16 protein-coding genes and 2 tRNA genes are annotated in these 16829 nt (G+C 52.8%); 9 read left to right on the forward strand and 9 right to left on the reverse strand.

The window, feature by feature from the left end; genetic code table 11:
- Positions 1-44: 44 nt before the first annotated feature.
- Both norW and norV read right to left on the reverse strand, forming a co-directional pair.
- A complete protein-coding gene (gene norW / locus QMN38_RS19165) occupies positions 45-1178 on the reverse strand; it encodes an NADH:flavorubredoxin reductase NorW (RefSeq protein ID WP_323605666.1) in 1134 nt (377 codons plus the stop codon).
- Positions 1175-2623, reverse strand: a complete 1449-nt coding sequence (norV, locus tag QMN38_RS19170) for an anaerobic nitric oxide reductase flavorubredoxin (RefSeq protein ID WP_323605667.1) — start codon at positions 2621-2623, stop codon at positions 1175-1177. Before norV ends, norW begins: the two co-directional genes overlap by 4 nt.
- Positions 2624-2814: 191 nt before the next feature.
- Between norV and norR the strand changes: the two genes are divergently transcribed.
- A complete protein-coding gene (gene norR, locus QMN38_RS19175; RefSeq protein ID WP_271441815.1) occupies positions 2815-4332 on the forward strand; it encodes a nitric oxide reductase transcriptional regulator NorR in 1518 nt (505 codons plus the stop codon).
- On the opposite strand, the gene gutQ is transcribed toward norR, so the two are convergent.
- The 7 genes from gutQ to srlA form a co-directional block, all read right to left on the reverse strand.
- Positions 4329-5294 (reverse strand): arabinose-5-phosphate isomerase GutQ, encoded by a 966-nt coding sequence (gene gutQ, locus QMN38_RS19180; RefSeq protein ID WP_137382783.1) that lies wholly within the window; start codon positions 5292-5294, stop codon positions 4329-4331. The two genes, norR and gutQ, sit on opposite strands and share 4 nt — an antisense overlap.
- Positions 5287-6060, reverse strand: coding sequence for a glucitol operon DNA-binding transcriptional repressor SrlR (gene srlR / locus QMN38_RS19185; RefSeq protein WP_137382784.1), 774 nt, complete (start codon positions 6058-6060; stop codon positions 5287-5289). The genes gutQ and srlR overlap by 8 nt, the downstream gene beginning before the upstream one ends.
- A gap of 70 nt (positions 6061-6130) precedes the next feature.
- Positions 6131-6490 (reverse strand): transcriptional regulator GutM, encoded by a 360-nt coding sequence (gutM, locus tag QMN38_RS19190; protein WP_137382785.1) that lies wholly within the window; start codon positions 6488-6490, stop codon positions 6131-6133.
- Positions 6491-6587: 97 nt separating this feature from the next.
- Positions 6588-7367, reverse strand: coding sequence for a sorbitol-6-phosphate dehydrogenase (srlD, locus tag QMN38_RS19195; protein WP_003037345.1), 780 nt, complete (start codon positions 7365-7367; stop codon positions 6588-6590).
- Between the two features lie 17 nt (positions 7368-7384).
- Positions 7385-7747 carry a PTS glucitol/sorbitol transporter subunit IIA gene (gene srlB, locus QMN38_RS19200; protein ID WP_271441816.1) on the reverse strand — a complete coding sequence of 121 codons (363 nt, stop codon included), beginning with the start codon at positions 7745-7747 and terminating at the stop codon, positions 7385-7387.
- A 13-nt stretch (positions 7748-7760) separates the two neighbouring features.
- Positions 7761-8732 carry a PTS glucitol/sorbitol transporter subunit IIB gene (gene srlE / locus QMN38_RS19205; protein ID WP_271441817.1) on the reverse strand — a complete coding sequence of 324 codons (972 nt, stop codon included), beginning with the start codon at positions 8730-8732 and terminating at the stop codon, positions 7761-7763.
- The gene (srlA, locus tag QMN38_RS19210) at positions 8729-9292 is read right to left on the reverse strand and encodes a PTS glucitol/sorbitol transporter subunit IIC (protein ID WP_003825953.1); all 564 of its coding nucleotides are present in this window, start codon (positions 9290-9292) and stop codon (positions 8729-8731) included. Before srlA ends, srlE begins: the two co-directional genes overlap by 4 nt.
- A gap of 264 nt (positions 9293-9556) precedes the next feature.
- On the opposite strand from srlA, the gene mltB reads away from it, so the two are divergent.
- From mltB to QMN38_RS19250, 8 genes are all read left to right on the forward strand, one after another.
- On the forward strand, positions 9557-10636 hold the full coding sequence (mltB, locus tag QMN38_RS19215) for a lytic murein transglycosylase B (protein ID WP_271441819.1): 1080 nt from the start codon (positions 9557-9559) through the stop codon (positions 10634-10636).
- Between the two features lie 194 nt (positions 10637-10830).
- Entirely contained in the window at positions 10831-11328 is a 498-nt protein-coding gene (pncC, locus tag QMN38_RS19220; protein ID WP_271449800.1) for a nicotinamide-nucleotide amidase, read from the forward strand.
- 92 nt (positions 11329-11420) lie between these two features.
- Positions 11421-12485, forward strand: coding sequence for a recombinase RecA (gene recA / locus QMN38_RS19225; RefSeq protein WP_137382790.1), 1065 nt, complete (start codon positions 11421-11423; stop codon positions 12483-12485).
- Between the two features lie 69 nt (positions 12486-12554).
- Positions 12555-13055: a recombination regulator RecX gene (gene recX / locus QMN38_RS19230; RefSeq protein WP_323605670.1), complete on the forward strand. Its 501-nt coding sequence runs from the start codon at positions 12555-12557 to the stop codon at positions 13053-13055.
- Positions 13056-13183: 128 nt separating this feature from the next.
- Complete coding sequence (gene alaS, locus QMN38_RS19235; RefSeq protein WP_323605672.1) at positions 13184-15811, forward strand: alanine--tRNA ligase; 2628 nt, start codon at positions 13184-13186, stop codon at positions 15809-15811.
- A gap of 238 nt (positions 15812-16049) precedes the next feature.
- Complete coding sequence (gene csrA / locus QMN38_RS19240) at positions 16050-16235, forward strand: carbon storage regulator CsrA (RefSeq protein WP_000906486.1); 186 nt, start codon at positions 16050-16052, stop codon at positions 16233-16235.
- A gap of 422 nt (positions 16236-16657) precedes the next feature.
- Positions 16658-16750: transfer RNA gene (locus QMN38_RS19245), tRNA-Ser, on the forward strand.
- Positions 16751-16753: 3 nt separating this feature from the next.
- Positions 16754-16827, forward strand: a tRNA-Arg gene (locus QMN38_RS19250).
- Positions 16828-16829: the final 2 nt, after the last annotated feature.

Raw genomic sequence — 16829 nt, forward strand, 5'->3', positions numbered from 1 at the left:
GTTGTAGGTCGGATAAGGCGCAGCCGCCATCCGGCATCACAGATTTACACGGGCAACGTTTTCAGCAGCGCGAAGGCTTCTTTCATCCGGTCTTCACTGACGACGAAGGCACACAATTGACCTTCGTCGTTCATCCCTCGGGCGACCATCCCTTGCGCTTCGGCGGCAATATGCCAGTTCAGATCGCGACGCTGGGTTTCCCCTGCCAGGTGTAACGGCAGTTCCGGCGTTTTGACTTTTACCAGCATGGCGGGCAGCTTCAACGGCGCGTTACCACCGAGCAGGTTTTTCGCCAGATACATGGCGCTTAACTGAATCGGTTGCAGGAAAGGCAGTACCTGACCGTTAATTTCCGCACAGTCACCGAGCGCGTAAATGTCCGGATGACTGGTTTGCAGGTAGCTGTCGACGCAAACGCCCCGATTGATGTTCAGTCCGGCGCGACGCGCCAGTGCGGTTTCCGGACGCAGACCGGTTGCAGCGATCACCGCATCAACGTCGACACTACGGTGACGATCGAGCGTGGCGCGGATACCGGTGCTGGTTTTCTCCAGACCCTGCAGTTGTGATTTCAACAGCAGATGCACACCCATATCGGTCAGACGATGCTGCAAACGGCTGCTGACTTCCGGCGGCATTAACGAGGCCAGAATGCTGGCGGCGTTATCGATAAGCGTCACCGCTTTGCCGGCACGACAGAAATCCATCGCCAGTTCGCTGCCAATCAAGCCACCGCCGACAATCAGTACCCGCTGGGCGTCACGCAGCTGTGTTTCACAGGCGCGATACTCTTGTTGGCTGTTCAAAGTGAGCATTAACTCACGCCCGGTAACCGGTGGCACAAAAGCCGATGCGCCCGTTGCCAGTACCAGCTTGTCGTACTCCCATTGCTGCTCCTGGCTTTTCACCATGTGAGCATCTGCATCGATATCAGTAACCCAGGTATGTGGAAACAGGCGTAAGTTAAACTGTTCGGCAAACTCCCCCGCCGACTGGCGGGTGAGGTCGTCTGCGCGCTGTGCCTGACTGATCACGTGGCTGAGATCGGGCTTGTTGTACTCATCCATGCTGTCAGCGGCAATCAGGGTCAACGGAACCGTTGCATCCTGTTTACGGATATTTTTGACTAACTGGCGGGCGGCAAAGCCCGAACCAATAATGACAATTCCGCGGCTCATTTTGCCTCCGTTGCCAGTACGTCAAAGACGTCTTTACCTAATGAACATTCCGGGCACAGGAAGTTGTCCGGCACGTCGCTCCATGGTGTACCCGGTGCGACATCCTGCAGCGGCTCACCTTTTGCTGGATCGTAGATCCACTGGCAAACGCTGCACTGCATGCTTGGGCCGAGGTCCGCGGCAGCCGCAGCGGCACAGGCGCAGGCTTCTTCCTGGGCGACGGCTTTCACCTGGGTTTCCGGCAGCGGAGCAAGTGCCCACTGATGTGCAATTTCTCGACCGTGCTGGCGGCACAGTTCCAGCGCATCTAGATCAGGACGCCATTTTGCTTTCAGGCTCAGTGACATTTCAAAACCTGCATCCTGCAGGCGAGTGGACAAACGGTCTACCGCACCGCCACTCCAGCCATGTGAACCGAAGGCGCTGGCGCGTTTGTTACGAAAACGCAGGCCGGTCATTTCTTCCACCAGACCCGCGATTTTCGGCATCATCACGTTATTCATGGTCGAAGTCCCTACCAGCACGCCTTTAGAGCGGAAGACGTTAGTCAGTACTTCGTTTTTATCGCTGCGGGCAACGTTGAAGATTTTCACCGCGACGTTCGGGTCTACTTCGTTGATGCCCTGGGCAATCGCATCGGCCATCATGCGGGTGTTGTTCGACATGGTGTCGTAGAAAATGGTGATGCGGTCTTCCTGGTAATCCGCCGCCCATTTCAGGTACATCTCTACGATTTGTGTTGGGTTGTCGCGCCATACCACACCGTGGGAAGTGGCAATCATGTCGACCGGCAAGTTGAAGCCAAGGATCTCCGTGATTTTCGGTGTGACCAGGCGGCTGAACGGGGTCAGGATATTGGCGTAGTAGCGCTGACACTGTTCGAATAACTCCGTCTGATCCACTTCGTCGTTGAATAAGCGTTCATCACAATAGTGCTGGCCAAAGGCGTCGTTACTGAACAGTACCGCATCACCGGTCATGTAGGTCATCATGCTGTCCGGCCAGTGCAGCATCGGTGTTTCCACGAAGATCAGCTGTTTGCCGTTACCAATGTCCAGTGAATCACCGGTTTTCACCACGTTAAAGTTCCATTCCGGGTGATGGTGGTGACCGTTGATGGAGTCAATGGCGTTGGCTGTGCAGTAAATCGGGGTATCCGGGATGCAGGACATCAGCTCGGTCAGCGCCCCAGCGTGGTCTTCTTCCGCATGGTTAATGATGATGTAATCGATATCTGCCAGGTCGATTTCACTGCGCAGGTTCTGCACGAATTCACGGCTAAACTTGTGGTCTACTGTATCGATCAGGACATTTTTTTCTTCACGGATAAGATAGCTGTTGTAGCTGCTGCCGCGCAGCGTTTTGTATTCGGTTCCGTGGAAATCACGAACTTCCCAGTCACGTTGGCCAACCCAATGAATGTTATTTTTAACCAGAATAGACATAGCAACCTCAGTAATTAATTTCGCGTTTTTCTAAAAAAGATGTTTTGCTTATTGCAGGTTGCGTGCCAACTTTTTATTTATTTGATTTATAACGATTTAATATTTATTGCCTACAAAGTGGTAGTCAAAATGACTATTCATTTCATTGTCAATATGACAATATGTATTGTCAAAATGACAATGAGGTGGTCATGAGCTTTTCTGTAGACGTGCTGGCGGGCATCGCCATTGAATTACAAAGCGGTATTGGGCATCAGGACCGTTTTCAACGCCTGATCACGACGTTACGTCAGGTGCTGGAGTGCGATGCGTCGGCATTGTTGCGCTATGAATCCCGACAATTTATTCCGCTGGCGATCGATGGACTGACGCAGGATGTTCTCGGCAGGCGCTTTACGCTGGAGGGGCACCCACGGCTGGAGGCGATTGCCCGTGCCGGGGATGTGGTGCGTTTCCCCGCCGACAGCGATTTGCCCGATCCTTATGATGGGTTGATCCCCGGTCAGGAGAGCCTGAAGGTGCATGCCTGTATCGGATTGCCGCTGTTTGCCGGACAAAGTCTGATCGGGGCGCTTACGCTGGATGGCATGGAACCCGATCAGTTCGATGTGTTCAGTGATGAAGAGCTTAGGCTGATTGCTGCGCTGGCGGCGGGCGCGCTCAGTAATGCGCTGCTGATTGAGCAACTGGAAAGCCAGAACATGCTGCCAGGCTCGTCAACGGCCTTCGAGCAGGTGAAAGAAACGCAAATGATTGGCCTGTCGCCCAATATGATGCAACTGAAAAAAGAGATCGAGATTGTTGCGGGCTCCGATCTCAATGTTTTGATCAGCGGTGAGACGGGAACCGGGAAAGAGCTGGTGGCGAAGGCCATCCATGAAGGTTCGCCGCGTGCGGTAAATCCACTGGTGTATCTGAACTGCGCGGCGTTGCCGGAAAGCGTGGCGGAAAGCGAGCTGTTTGGTCACGTCAAAGGGGCGTTTACCGGGGCTATCAGCAACCGTAGCGGCAAGTTTGAAATGGCGGACAACGGTACGCTGTTTCTGGATGAGATAGGTGAATTGTCGCTGGCGCTACAGGCCAAGCTGCTGCGCGTATTGCAGTACGGGGATATTCAGCGCGTGGGGGACGATCGCAGTTTGCGCGTTGACGTACGCGTGCTGGCAGCAACCAACCGCGATTTGCGTGAAGAGGTGCTGGCCGGGAATTTCCGCGCGGATTTGTTTCATCGCCTGAGCGTCTTTCCTCTTTCTGTGCCACCACTGCGCGAACGCGGTGAGGACGTTGTTTTGCTGGCGGGATATTTTTGCGAGCAATGTCGGCTGCGACTGGGACTTTCCCGCGTGGTGTTAAGTGGCGGTGCGCGTAGCCATTTGTTGAACTACGGCTGGCCGGGAAACGTTCGTGAACTGGAACATGCTATTCACCGCGCCGTGGTGCTGGCAAGGGCGACAAGGGCAGGGGATGAAGTGGTTCTGGAAGCGCAGCATTTTGCTTTACAGGATGACAGTTCCGTCCCGCCGCCGGAGGTTCTTCCCGAGGTTCCGCTGCATCATAACCTGCGTGAGGCAACAGAATCTTTCCAACGGGAGATGATTCGCCGGGCACTGGCGCAGAATAATCACAGTTGGGCGGCAAGTGCGCGGGCGCTGGAAACAGACGTCGCCAACCTGCACCGGCTGGCGAAGCGTCTTGGACTGAAGGATTAAATAATCCCTGCCTGATAGAAATCCTGCAGGTTGATAGCGCCGGTGAGTTTACCGTTTTCATCCACCACCGGCGCCGCGGTGATTTTGCGCTTCATCAGAACTTCTTTGGCATCAATCGCTCGGCTCTGCGCCTGCAGCGTGACGCCATTATGGGTCATCGCTTCGCTTACCTGAGTCGTAAGTGCGCCACCGCCAACCAGCCAGCGGCGCAGGTCGCCGTCGGTAAAGACCCCTTTCACCAGCGATTGATCGTCGCAGACCGCTACCAGGCCCAGACCTGTGCGACTCAGTTCCAGCATGGCATCCATGACGCTGGTAGTGAGCGTTACCTGTGGTACAGCATCGTCACGGCGCATCAGGTGATGCACTTTATTTAACAGACGTGCGCCCAGCGCACCGGCCGGATGGGAACGGGCAAAATCTTCTTCGTTAAACCCACGAGCCTGCATCACGGCTATCGCCAGCGCATCGCCCATCATCAGCGTGTTGACGGTGCTGGAAGTTGGCGCCAGGCGCATCGGGCAGGCTTCACGCTCTACTGAAATATCCAACACCGCTTTGGCTGCCAGGCCCAGTGGCGAAGTTGGTTTTCCGGTCATTGCCAGCAGGGTGACGGATTTGTCTTCCAGGCGTGGAATGATGAGATCCAGCTCCTTAGCCCCGCCAGAGTAGGAGATAAACAGCATGACATCGCGACTTTCAATCATTCCTAAGTCGCCGTGCAGCGCTTCTGCCGGATGCACAAAAAAGGCGGGCGTGCCGGTACTGGCGAGGGTTGCCGCGATTTTTTTGCCAATATGGCCTGACTTGCCAATCCCGGAAACAATCACTTTGCCTTCACAGTGGATGATAGTATTGGCAGCCCGAACAAAATCATCGCCCAGTCGCTCTGGCAGTCGACTGGCTTCCTGTAATTCCAGCATTAACGTCTGACGGCCCGCGTTCAGTAGTGCATCACTCATTGGTCTCTCCGGTTATAATCACTTCAATCCCTTTTGCTTCCAGCGCCTGACGAAACGCAGGGTTAATACCCGCATCGGTAATCAATTTGTCGACGCTTTCCAGACTGCACACAACATTGGGACTTTTGCGCCCAAATTTTGACGAGTCAGCCATCAGAATGACTTCGCGAGCGGCATTGCACATCGCTTTACTGACGCTAAACACCTCATTAAATGTGGTTACACCGGCATTGAGATCGATGCCGTCGGTGCCCATGAAGAGTTTATCAAAGCTGAACTGCTCAAAGGCATTTTCTGCCAGCTGTCCGTGAAATGACGCAGATTTTTTACGGAATGTCCCGCCGGGCATCAGGATGGTTTGCTCGTTGTCCAGCTCCGAAAGCGCATTAACAATGTGCAGGCTGTTGGTCATGACGGTGATGTTGCTAAAGCGGCTGAGCATCGGCACCATCTGCAGCACCGTACTGCCTGCATCCAGAATAATGGAGTCGCCATCGTGAATAAAGCGAACGGCGGCTTCGGCAATTTGCTCTTTTTTATGCGTGTTGATCAGCGTCTTGTGATCGATTGGCGGGTCAGATTCGTCTTTATTCAATACTACGCCGCCATAGGTGCGAATGACGGTTCCGGCATTTTCCAGAGTGACCAGATCCTTACGAATGGTCGTACCGGTGGTGTCAAAGTAGTGGGCCAGTTCTTCAACCGAGCATTTTCCCTGCTTTTGCAAGTGCTCCAGTATGGCAGCCTGACGCTGACGAGGTTTCATAGGCGTGATTACCCTGACTTAATAAGTTGCAAAATGATAATTTCGCAAGCTATTAGCATTCACAACGAAATTACCCATGTTTCAGTTTAAGCGCCAATGATAGTGCATTCTGCGAAAGCGGATCATGGGGAAAGATCACATCAGGCTGTAATTCATCAAGATGTTTGCCCATAATTGTGGCAATTTTGCCAGGTCTTGCAAAAACGGTAAGACCTTTCATAAATAACGTATCAGCAACCCGCTGTTGCTCATCCAGTGCGATAGCGACCACAACACGGGGTTTAAAACGCCCACCGGAGCGACCCACGCCGACCCGACCCCGCTGGCAGAGCTTATCGAAAGCCCGATTAAAACGGGATATTTGCCAGCCTCCCAATGCCAGTTGCAGACACCACGCAATGGCGGCGACGGTAATCAGTGCGGAAACCATAATGTGCTCCTTTGATTTTGCCGGATGGCGGCTGCGCCTTATCCGGCCTACTGCGTGTAGGCCCGGTAAGCGCAGCGCCACCGGGCAATCATGTCTCTTAAAACATCACCTGACCGCCGGTCACGTTGATGGACTGCCCGGTGCAGTAAGAGGCTTTTGGACTGGCGTAAAACAGCAGCATATTCAGTACGTCCTGATAATCGCAGCCGCGCTTGAGTGGCACTTTATCAATGTAGTACTGCTCCACTTCGTCCGGCTTGAGGCCAAGTTTAGTGGCATATTGCGGTAACAATGACTGGAACATTGGAGATTTCAGCAGGTTACCCAGCATTAATGAGTGCACCGTAATGCCGTATTCCGCCAGGTCCAGTGCCAGCGATTGCGTTAAGCCCACGCCGCCAAATTTCGCCGCGCTGTAACCCGAGTTATGCTTGCTACCCACTTTCCCCGATTTGGAGTTGATTTGGATAATGCGGCCCTGCACGCCATCACGGATCATCAGGCGCGAGAATTCACGTGCACAGAGGAAATAGCCGACCAGATTCACCTGAAGTGAACGGTCGAAATCCCCTAACTGAAAGTCGCTGATAAATGCCGCTTTGGCAATGCCCGCGCTGTAAACCAGCAGGTCAACGCGACCGAATATTTCATCGACTCCGCGAGACAGCGCCAGCACGCTCTGTTCGCTGGTGGCATCTGCACCAAAACCGTAAGCGGTACCTTCACCGAACTCGGCGTTAATTTCCTGTGCCACATTCGCCGCTTTATCGCTTTGAATATCGACGACCGCAACGCGGTATCCTTCTGTCGCAAGCCCACGGCAAAGGAATGCTCCCAGGGTCTGGCCTCCACCAATGACAACGGCTACCTGATTCATTTTTTTCTCCTTCAATCTTAAGCAACAAACTTCAAAATACAGCCCGGTGCGATATCGTCCGGTACGGGCCCCGCTATGTGCACGGTGCCGGGAAATTCCGCTTCGCTTAGTCCGTCGAAGCGCAGAGTGATATGTCCGAGTTCACGTAAGTTTTGTTCTGCCACGCTGCCGACAGCCGTAACCGGGTAGTGATGCTGGCCCAGTTCGAAACGGATACCAGCTTGCAGAGAACCGTTCAGCACGCCATGGCAATGAATGAAGCAAAACTCTTCGATATCCGCAGGGGCGCCTTCACGAAAGGTAATCAGCATCTGGTCGCAAAGTGCATCTGCTGCGCTTTGGCCGATACGGGTGATGGTGGTCTGATAAATCACGGTCATTTCTGAGTGCCTCTTATTGGTAAATAAAGCCGGAAACAAACCAGGCGATGAGAACGGTAGGTGCACCGGTGAGGAAGCGGCTTACCAGAACAGATGGCACACCGACGCGCACGGTGTCCTGACGAGCCTCGGCCAGCGACAGGCCTACCGGGATAAAATCGCACGCAGCCTGGGCGTTAATGGCAAACAGGGCAGGTAGTGCCAGATGCGGCGGGATATTTCCCAGACCAATCTGTACACCGATCAGTACGCCGATAACTTGAGCAATTACCGCGCCAGGTCCGAGGAAAGGCGATAGCAATGGGAATGAGCAAATTAGTGCCAGGGTCACCAATCCCAGAGGATGGCTGGCCAGCGGCGCAAGACCATGGGCTATCCAGTCACCTAAACCGGAAGCCATGATGATGCCAATCAGTGCCGAGACGAACGCCATAAACGGCAGAATGGTTTTCAGCACGGTATCAATCGTGTCGCGTCCGGACTGGAACAGCACCGCAACGGCGGAACCCATGCCCATACCGACTTTTGCCAGCAGGCCATCACTTTGTTCGGTAATCTTTTTGCTGGTGTCGTAATCGCGACCAATAGTGCTGCTTGCAGGCTGCGGCGTAGCGGATGTTTCACCGACAACGGTGATATTTTCTTCTTTCACGCCAGAGACATAGATATCTTCAACAATGTATTGTGCCAGTGGGCCGGATTTCCCGGTCGCGTGAATATTTACCGTCGGTATACGACGTTTCGGATAGATCCCGCAGCGCAACGTGCCGCCGCAGTCGATGATTGCAACACCGATTTCATTCTCGGGTGGTTCACCTTCTTTGAAGCCATCAACGGCCTGCCAGCCGGTCAAGCTGGCCAGTTTGTCGACAATTGCAGGGCGTGTCCCGGCAGTGATATAGACAATTTTCTTTCCTGAAATGGCGTCCAGTTCGAGTGGGCCACCCCAGCCGCCTGTGCCTTTTTCAATACGAATACGTGTCATGATGTTGCTCCCGCCAGATGCACTTTCTGCTCAAGTTGAATGCCCATTTTTTTCTCAAAAATGGCGGTAGTGAAATCGGTCACCCAGCCACGGAAGAAGTTGGTGACCAGACCGACCAGTAAATAGCTTACGGCGAGCGGGCCAAGCGGGAGGCCCAGCGTCGTCAAGCCGCTGGCGATCCCCAGATAGACAAACAACTCTCCGGGGTTAATGTGTGGGAACAAGCCGTTCATTGAGTGGCAGCTATAGGACGCTGCTGCGTAATAGCTGGGCTTATATTTCTCTGGCATAAAACGGCCCAGGCTCAGGGTCATGGGGTTACAAAAAACGAATGTGCCGATGCACGGCAGCAGCAGATAGCGGGACAATGGGTTCCCGGCACAACGCTGGGCAAAACGTTCAATACGCTGCTGGCCAATAAAGTTAATCAGCGCATTCATGATGACCAGCAGGCTAATTAGCAGTGGAAGAATACCGGTCACCATGCCGGTAAACACTTCTCCGCCTTTCTGGAACAGCCCGATAAACCACTCAGCACCGAGTGTGATGGTGTCGATCATTATTCTCTCCTGTAGGGATTTTAGTTACCTTGCCAAACGGTAATTAATTTTAATCAGATCGAAAGGTTTAAAAGTGTTATTTTGATCTCAAAATGAAAGATAAATATTTTAATTTGAAAGTTATTGCGTGAGTGCTCGCAAATGTGCGGGTCGGAGATGAAAGGGGATGTAAATTCTGTGAAGGAGAGCGACTACCGCTTCCTTGTATGACGGAGGATGCTTTACCATACTTCCCCCAGGCTGAATTTGTTTAATGGATGTCTCATGTTCAAGCGTCGTTATGTAGCGTTACTCCCCCTTTTCGTACTGCTCGCTGCCTGTAGCAGCAAACCCAAACCTTCAGAGACTCAAACGACTACGGGTGCGCCATCCGGCGGCTTCCTGCTTGAGCCACAGCACAACGTCATGCAAACAAGCGGTGATTTCGCCAATAATCCGAATGCACAGCAGTTCATCGAGAAAATGGTGAATAAGCATGGTTTTGACCGTCAGCAATTGCAGGAAATCCTGTCGCAGGCTAAGCGGCTGGACTCAGTATTGCGTCTGATGGACCGCCAGGCACCCACAACGCAGCCGCCAGCCGGACCTAATGGCGCATGGCTGCGCTATCGCAAGCAGTTCATCACCCCGGACAACGTGCAAAATGGTGTGGCGTTCTGGAATCAATATGAAGATGCGCTGAACCGCGCGTGGCAGGTATACGGAGTACCACCAGAAATTATCGTCGGCATTATCGGCGTTGAAACGCGCTGGGGCCGCGTGATGGGCAAAACGCGTATTCTGGATGCGCTGGCGACGCTTTCCTTCAACTATCCGCGCCGTGCGGAATACTTCTCTGGCGAGCTGGAAACCTTCCTGCTGATGGCGCGAGATGAAAGTGATGATCCGCTCGATCTAAAAGGTTCCTTTGCTGGTGCGATGGGTTACGGTCAGTTTATGCCATCCTCCTATAAACAATATGCCGTTGATTTCAATGGTGATGGGCACATTAACCTGTGGGACCCCGTCGATGCTATCGGCAGCGTGGCAAACTATTTCAAAGGGCACGGCTGGGTGAAAGGCGATACCGTGGCAGTACCTGCAAATGGACAGGCACCGGGTCTTGCGAATGGCTTTAAAACCCAATACAGCATTTCTCAGCTTGCCGCGGCTGGCCTGACACCGCAGCAGTCGTTGGGGAATCATCAGCAGGCTAGCCTGCTGCGTCTGGATGTTGGCACCGGCTACCAGTACTGGTATGGACTGCCGAACTTCTACACCATCACCCGCTATAACCACAGCACGCATTACGCGATGGCGGTTTGGCAGTTGGGGCAAGCGGTAGCGCTGGCTCGCGTGCAGTAATCGCGTGTTACCGGCCTACAGGAAGATTTCGCTTGTAGGCCGGATAAGATGCGCTGGCATCGCTATCTGGCAGGTCTTATTTAGGTAACGGATCAATTTTTGGAATCCCCCTCGTAAAACGTTCTCCTCATCCCCATCTTGATTGTGAAAGTGCTATCTTGTCCGGCATATTTTTTTAACTGACAGAGGCTGAAATGACCGACAGTGAACTGATGCAGTTAAGTGAGCAGGTGGGGCTGGCGTTAAAAGCACGCGGAGCAACGGTGACAACAGCGGAATCCTGCACCGGCGGTTGGGTGGCAAAAGCCATTACCGATATTGCCGGTAGCTCAGCCTGGTTTGAGCGCGGGTTTGTCACTTACAGCAACCAAGCCAAAGCGCAGATGATCGGCGTGCGCGAAGAAACGCTGGCGCAGCATGGGGCGGTGAGTGAACCGGTGGTCGTTGAAATGGCGATTGGCGCGCTAAAAGCCGCCCGTGCAGACTTCGCCGTCTCAATTAGCGGTATCGCAGGACCCGATGGCGGTAGTGAAGACAAACCCGTGGGTACGGTGTGGTTTGCCTTTGCCAGCGTCAGCGGTGAGGGGATTACCCGGCGGGAATGCTTCAACGGTGACCGTGAGTCGGTACGTCGTCAGGCGACCGCGTATGCGTTACAAACCCTGTGGCAACAATTTCTACAAAATACTTGATACTGTATGAGCATACAGTATAATTGCCTCAACAGAACATTATCTTTCACGTTTCGCGGTTTAATCCGAAAGCGGCATGACAGGAGTAATTAATGGCTATCGACGAAAACAAACAGAAAGCGTTGGCGGCAGCGCTGGGTCAGATCGAAAAGCAATTCGGTAAAGGCTCCATCATGCGCCTGGGTGAAGACCGTTCCATGGACGTGGAAACCATCTCTACCGGTTCGCTTTCTCTGGATATCGCATTGGGCGCGGGCGGTTTGCCGATGGGACGCATCGTCGAAATTTATGGGCCTGAATCCTCCGGTAAAACAACGCTGACGCTGCAAGTTATTGCTGCCGCACAGCGCGAAGGTAAAACCTGTGCATTCATCGATGCAGAACACGCGTTGGATCCTGTCTATGCGCGTAAGCTTGGCGTTGATATCGATAACCTGCTGTGTTCTCAGCCGGATACGGGTGAACAAGCTCTGGAAATCTGTGACGCACTGGCGCGTTCTGGCGCAGTCGACGTTATCGTTGTTGACTCCGTTGCTGCACTGACGCCGAAGGCTGAAATCGAAGGTGAGATCGGTGACTCTCATATGGGCCTTGCGGCACGTATGATGAGCCAGGCAATGCGTAAGCTGGCGGGTAACCTGAAGCAGTCCAACACATTGCTGATTTTCATCAACCAGATCCGTATGAAAATTGGTGTTATGTTCGGTAACCCGGAAACGACTACCGGTGGTAACGCTCTGAAATTTTACGCCTCCGTCCGTCTGGATATCCGTCGTATTGGCGCGGTGAAAGAGGGCGATAACGTGGTCGGTAGCGAAACCCGCGTTAAGGTCGTGAAAAACAAAATTGCAGCGCCGTTTAAACAGGCTGAATTCCAGATTCTTTACGGCGAAGGTATCAACTTCTACGGCGAACTGGTTGACCTGGGCGTGAAAGAGAAGCTGATTGAAAAAGCGGGCGCATGGTATAGCTACAACGGTGACAAAATTGGTCAGGGTAAAGCGAATGCAACCAACTGGCTGAAAGAAAACCCGGCTGCCGCAAAAGAAATTGAGAAAAAATTACGCGAGTTACTGCTCAATAACCAGGATTCAACGCCAGATTTCTCCGTTGATGACAGTGGTCAAGATGTAGCAGAAACCAACGAAGATTTCTGATAGTCTGACGTAATCGCATATAAAAGGGCTGCATATCATGCAGCCCTTTTCCATTTCTGAAGGCTCAATATGACAGATTCAACTTCCCGCCGCTCTGCTTACTCCCGATTACTTGACCGCGCGGTGCGAATACTTGCGATGCGCGACCACAGTGAGCAGGAACTGCGGCGTAAACTGGCTGCCCCGGTGATGGGGAGAAATGGACCAGAAGAAATTGATGCCACGCCGGAGGATTACGACAAGGTTGTCGCCTGGTGTATTGAAAGCCGTTATCTTGATGATGACCGATTTGTTCAGCAATTCATCACCAGCCGTAGCCGTAAAGGTTATGGACCAGCGCGTGTGCGCCAGGAATTAGGTCAGAAAGGGATCGCGCGTGAGGCCATTGAGCGGGCAATGCGGGAATGTGAAATTGACTGGGCGCTGCTTGCGCGGGAGCAGGCAATCAGAAAATATGGCGACCCCTTACCTGTCGATTTTTCAGAAAAGGTTAAGGTCCAGCGTTTTTTGCTCTATCGCGGCTATCTGATGGAAGATATTCAGGCAATATGGCGAAATTTTGACGATTGAGCGCATACGGGATTTTACTTCCCAGTAAAGAAAACTTATCTTATTCCCACTTTTCGATTGCCAGAGGCGCAGTTTGCATGCCGATGCTGGTAATGACATTTCGTTAGCTTGATTTCTTCAGGATAATTATGAGCAAGAGCACCGCTGAGATCCGTCAGGCGTTTCTCGATTTTTTCCATAGTAAAGGACATCAGGTAGTTGCCAGCAGCTCCCTGGTACCCAACAATGACCCTACTTTGTTGTTTACCAACGCCGGGATGAACCAGTTCAAGGATGTATTCCTTGGCCTCGACAAGCGTAATTATTCCCGCGCAACCACTTCGCAGCGTTGCGTACGCGCGGGCGGTAAGCACAACGATCTGGAAAACGTCGGTTACACTGCACGTCACCACACCTTCTTCGAAATGCTGGGCAACTTCAGCTTCGGCGACTACTTCAAACACGATGCCATTCAATACGCATGGGAACTGCTGACCGGTGAAAACTGGTTTGCTCTGCCGAAAGAGCGTCTGTGGGTCACCGTCTATGAAACTGACGATGAAGCCTATGAAATCTGGGAAAAAGAAGTCGGTATTCCGCGCGAACGTATCATCCGTATTGGTGATAACAAAGGCGCTGCGTATGCATCCGACAACTTCTGGCAGATGGGTGATACCGGTCCTTGCGGTCCGTGCACCGAGATTTTCTACGATCACGGTGACCACATTTGGGGTGGCCCTCCGGGAAGTGCAGAAGAAGATGGCGATCGCTACATTGAGATCTGGAACATCGTCTTCATGCAGTTCAACCGTCAAGCCGACGGTACCATGGAACCGCTGCCGAAGCCGTCCGTAGACACCGGTATGGGTCTGGAGCGTATTGCGGCCGTGCTGCAACACGTTAACTCCAACTACGAAATCGACCTGTTCCGCTCACTGATCGAAGCCGTGGCGAAAGTGACCGGTGCGACCGATCTGAGTAATAAATCACTGCGCGTTATCGCCGACCATATTCGTTCCTGCGCATTCCTGATTGCCGATGGCGTTGTCCCGTCGAATGAAAACCGTGGCTATGTGCTGCGCCGTATCATTCGTCGCGCGGTACGTCATGGCAACATGCTGGGCGCAAAAGATACCTTCTTCTACAAGCTGGTTGGTCCGCTGGTGGAGGTCATGGGCTCTGCGGGTGAAGAACTGAAGCGTCAACAAACCATGGTTGAGCAGGTTCTGAAAACCGAAGAAGAGCAGTTTGCGCGTACGCTGGAACGTGGGCTGGCACTGCTGGATGAAGAGCTGGCGAAACTGTCTGGCGATACGTTGGATGGCGAAACAGCATTCCGCCTGTATGACACTTACGGTTTCCCGGTTGACCTGACGGCAGACGTTTGCCGCGAGCGCAACATCAAGGTTGATGAAGCTGGCTTTGAGGCCGCAATGGAAGAACAGCGCCGCCGTGCGCGTGAAGCCAGCGGTTTTGGCGCAGACTACAATGCGATGATTCGTGTTGATGGTGCCTCTGAATTTAAAGGCTACGAGAATCTGGAACTGAACGGCAAAGTGACCGCGCTATTTGTTGATGGTAAAGCGGTAGATGCCATTAGCGCCGGTCAGGACGCTGTCGTTGTTCTGGACCAGACGCCGTTCTATGCAGAATCCGGTGGCCAGGTTGGCGATAAAGGTGAACTGAAAGGCGCCGGTTTTGCCTTTGCCGTGAACGACACGCAAAAATATGGTCAGGCGATTGGTCATATTGGCAAGCTGTCTGCGGGTTCTCTGAAAGTGGGCGATGCGGTGCAGGCTGATGTGGATGAAGCGCGTCGTGCGCGGATCCGTCTGAACCACTCCGCAACGCACCTGATGCACGCGGCGTTGCGTCAGGTTCTGGGCACGCATGTGGCGCAGAAAGGTTCACTGGTAAACGATAAAGTGCTGCGTTTCGACTTCTCGCATACCGAAGCGATGAAGCCTGCTGAAATTCGTGCTGTTGAAGATCTGGTGAACGCGCAAATTCGTCGCAACCTGCCGATTGAAACGAACATCATGGATCTCGAAGCAGCGAAAGCCAAAGGTGCAATGGCGCTGTTTGGTGAGAAATACGATGACCACGTGCGTGTTCTGAGCATGGGTGATTTCTCTACCGAACTGTGTGGTGGTACTCACGCCAGCCGTACGGGCGATATCGGTCTGTTCCGTATTATCTCCGAGTCTGGTACCGCTGCTGGCGTTCGTCGTATCGAAGCCGTGACCGGTGAAGGCGCTCTGAATACCGTGCATGCTGAAAGCGATCGCTTAAGCGATATTGCGCAGCTGCTGAAAGGCGATAGCCAGAATATCGGTGATAAAGTTCGTTCCGTACTGGAACGTACGCGTCAGCTCGAAAAAGAATTGCAGCAATTGAAGGAACAGGCCGCAGCGCAGGAAAGTGCGAACCTTTCCAGCAAAGCAGTTGATATCAACGGCGTGAAGCTGTTGGTAAGCGAGCTTGCGGACGTTGAACCGAAAATGCTGCGTACCATGGTTGATGATCTGAAAAATCAGCTGGGTTCTACTGTTGTTGTACTGGCAACAGTTGCTGAAGGTAAGGTTTCTCTGATTGCGGGCGTGTCTAAGGATGTGACAGACCGCGTGAAAGCAGGGGAACTGATTGGGATGGTCGCTCAGCAAGTAGGCGGCAAGGGTGGTGGTCGTCCGGACATGGCGCAAGCCGGTGGTACGGATGCTGCGGCTCTGCCGGCAGCGTTAGCCAGTGTGAAAGGCTGGGTTAGCGCAAAACTGTAAAAATTATAAGCGTAAGTCGACGCTGCGGACTTCAATCCGCAGCGTTTGCATCAACGCTGTCGACAACGATAAAGTCAGGTTGAAGTTGTGTATATCGGCTAAACTTAGGTTTAACAGAATGTGATGCCGTGACTGCTTACACTTAGGTGTTTGTCATCGCTTACTTTTTGGCGTTATATGATGGATAATGCCGGGATACAGAGAGACCCGACTCTTTTAATCTTTCAAGGAGCAAAGAATGCTGATTCTGACTCGTCGAGTTGGTGAGACCCTCATGATAGGCGATGAGGTCACCGTGACAGTTTTAGGGGTGAAGGGCAACCAGGTGCGCATTGGCGTCAACGCCCCGAAAGAAGTTTCTGTCCATCGTGAAGAGATCTACCAGCGTATCCAGGCTGAAAAATCCCAGCAGTCCAGTTACTAAGGTTTCCGCGTCTCACCTTCCTGGTGAGGCGCAACCTGATTGAGTGTCTTCTTTTCTTACTTTTCACTTCCTCATTGCTCTCTTATCTCTTTCTATACTGCTCTGACTTCTCTCTTATCTCTTTCTATACTGCTCTGACTTCTCTCTGATTCTTGTTATTCCACGTCGTTTTCTCTGCTGTGATGCTGTTATTGTCTTCCCCGGTGATTTTTCTGTTCGTACATCGTCTCCGTATAACGCCGATTTATCTGTTGATAAAACACTCTTTTTGCCGTTTTTGCAGACTAATTGCGCGTGAAATGTGCAAACGATAAAAGCTCTGGAAAAATTGTTTGACTTATAAGTCCCAGAAAGTAATATGTGCGCCACGCAGCGACGATGAGCAGAAACAAGTTCTTCGAAGCACTCGCAAGAGGCGTGTTGGTGAGGTGGCCGAGAGGCTGAAGGCGCTCCCCTGCTAAGGGAGTATGCGGTCAAAAGCTGCATCCGGGGTTCGAATCCCCGCCTCACCGCCATTTGCATCCGTAGCTCAGCTGGATAGAGTACTCGGCTACGAACCGAGCGGTCGGAGGTTCGAATCCTCCCGGATGCACC

This window comes from Citrobacter sp. R-1.5.2 (assembly GCF_035064245.1).
Classification (GTDB): domain Bacteria; phylum Pseudomonadota; class Gammaproteobacteria; order Enterobacterales; family Enterobacteriaceae; genus Citrobacter.

Excerpts from the sequence above, each read along its gene's own strand:
- norW (WP_323605666.1), bottom strand. The coding sequence starts at position 1,178 with ATGAGCCGCGGAATTGTCATTATTGGTTCGGGCTTTGCCGCCCGCCAG.
- norV (WP_323605667.1), bottom strand. The coding sequence starts at position 2,623 with ATGTCTATTCTGGTTAAAAATAACATTCATTGGGTTGGCCAACGTGAC.
- norR (WP_271441815.1), top strand. The coding sequence starts at position 2,815 with ATGAGCTTTTCTGTAGACGTGCTGGCGGGCATCGCCATTGAATTACAA.
- gutQ (WP_137382783.1), bottom strand. The coding sequence starts at position 5,294 with ATGAGTGATGCACTACTGAACGCGGGCCGTCAGACGTTAATGCTGGAA.
- srlR (WP_137382784.1), bottom strand. The coding sequence starts at position 6,060 with ATGAAACCTCGTCAGCGTCAGGCTGCCATACTGGAGCACTTGCAAAAG.
- gutM (WP_137382785.1), bottom strand. The coding sequence starts at position 6,490 with ATGGTTTCCGCACTGATTACCGTCGCCGCCATTGCGTGGTGTCTGCAA.
- srlD (WP_003037345.1), bottom strand. The coding sequence starts at position 7,367 with ATGAATCAGGTAGCCGTTGTCATTGGTGGAGGCCAGACCCTGGGAGCA.
- srlB (WP_271441816.1), bottom strand. The coding sequence starts at position 7,747 with ATGACCGTGATTTATCAGACCACCATCACCCGTATCGGCCAAAGCGCA.
- srlE (WP_271441817.1), bottom strand. The coding sequence starts at position 8,732 with ATGACACGTATTCGTATTGAAAAAGGCACAGGCGGCTGGGGTGGCCCA.
- srlA (WP_003825953.1), bottom strand. The coding sequence starts at position 9,292 with ATGATCGACACCATCACACTCGGTGCTGAGTGGTTTATCGGGCTGTTC.
- mltB (WP_271441819.1), top strand. The coding sequence starts at position 9,557 with ATGTTCAAGCGTCGTTATGTAGCGTTACTCCCCCTTTTCGTACTGCTC.
- pncC (WP_271449800.1), top strand. The coding sequence starts at position 10,831 with ATGACCGACAGTGAACTGATGCAGTTAAGTGAGCAGGTGGGGCTGGCG.
- recA (WP_137382790.1), top strand. The coding sequence starts at position 11,421 with ATGGCTATCGACGAAAACAAACAGAAAGCGTTGGCGGCAGCGCTGGGT.
- recX (WP_323605670.1), top strand. The coding sequence starts at position 12,555 with ATGACAGATTCAACTTCCCGCCGCTCTGCTTACTCCCGATTACTTGAC.
- alaS (WP_323605672.1), top strand. The coding sequence starts at position 13,184 with ATGAGCAAGAGCACCGCTGAGATCCGTCAGGCGTTTCTCGATTTTTTC.
- csrA (WP_000906486.1), top strand. The coding sequence starts at position 16,050 with ATGCTGATTCTGACTCGTCGAGTTGGTGAGACCCTCATGATAGGCGAT.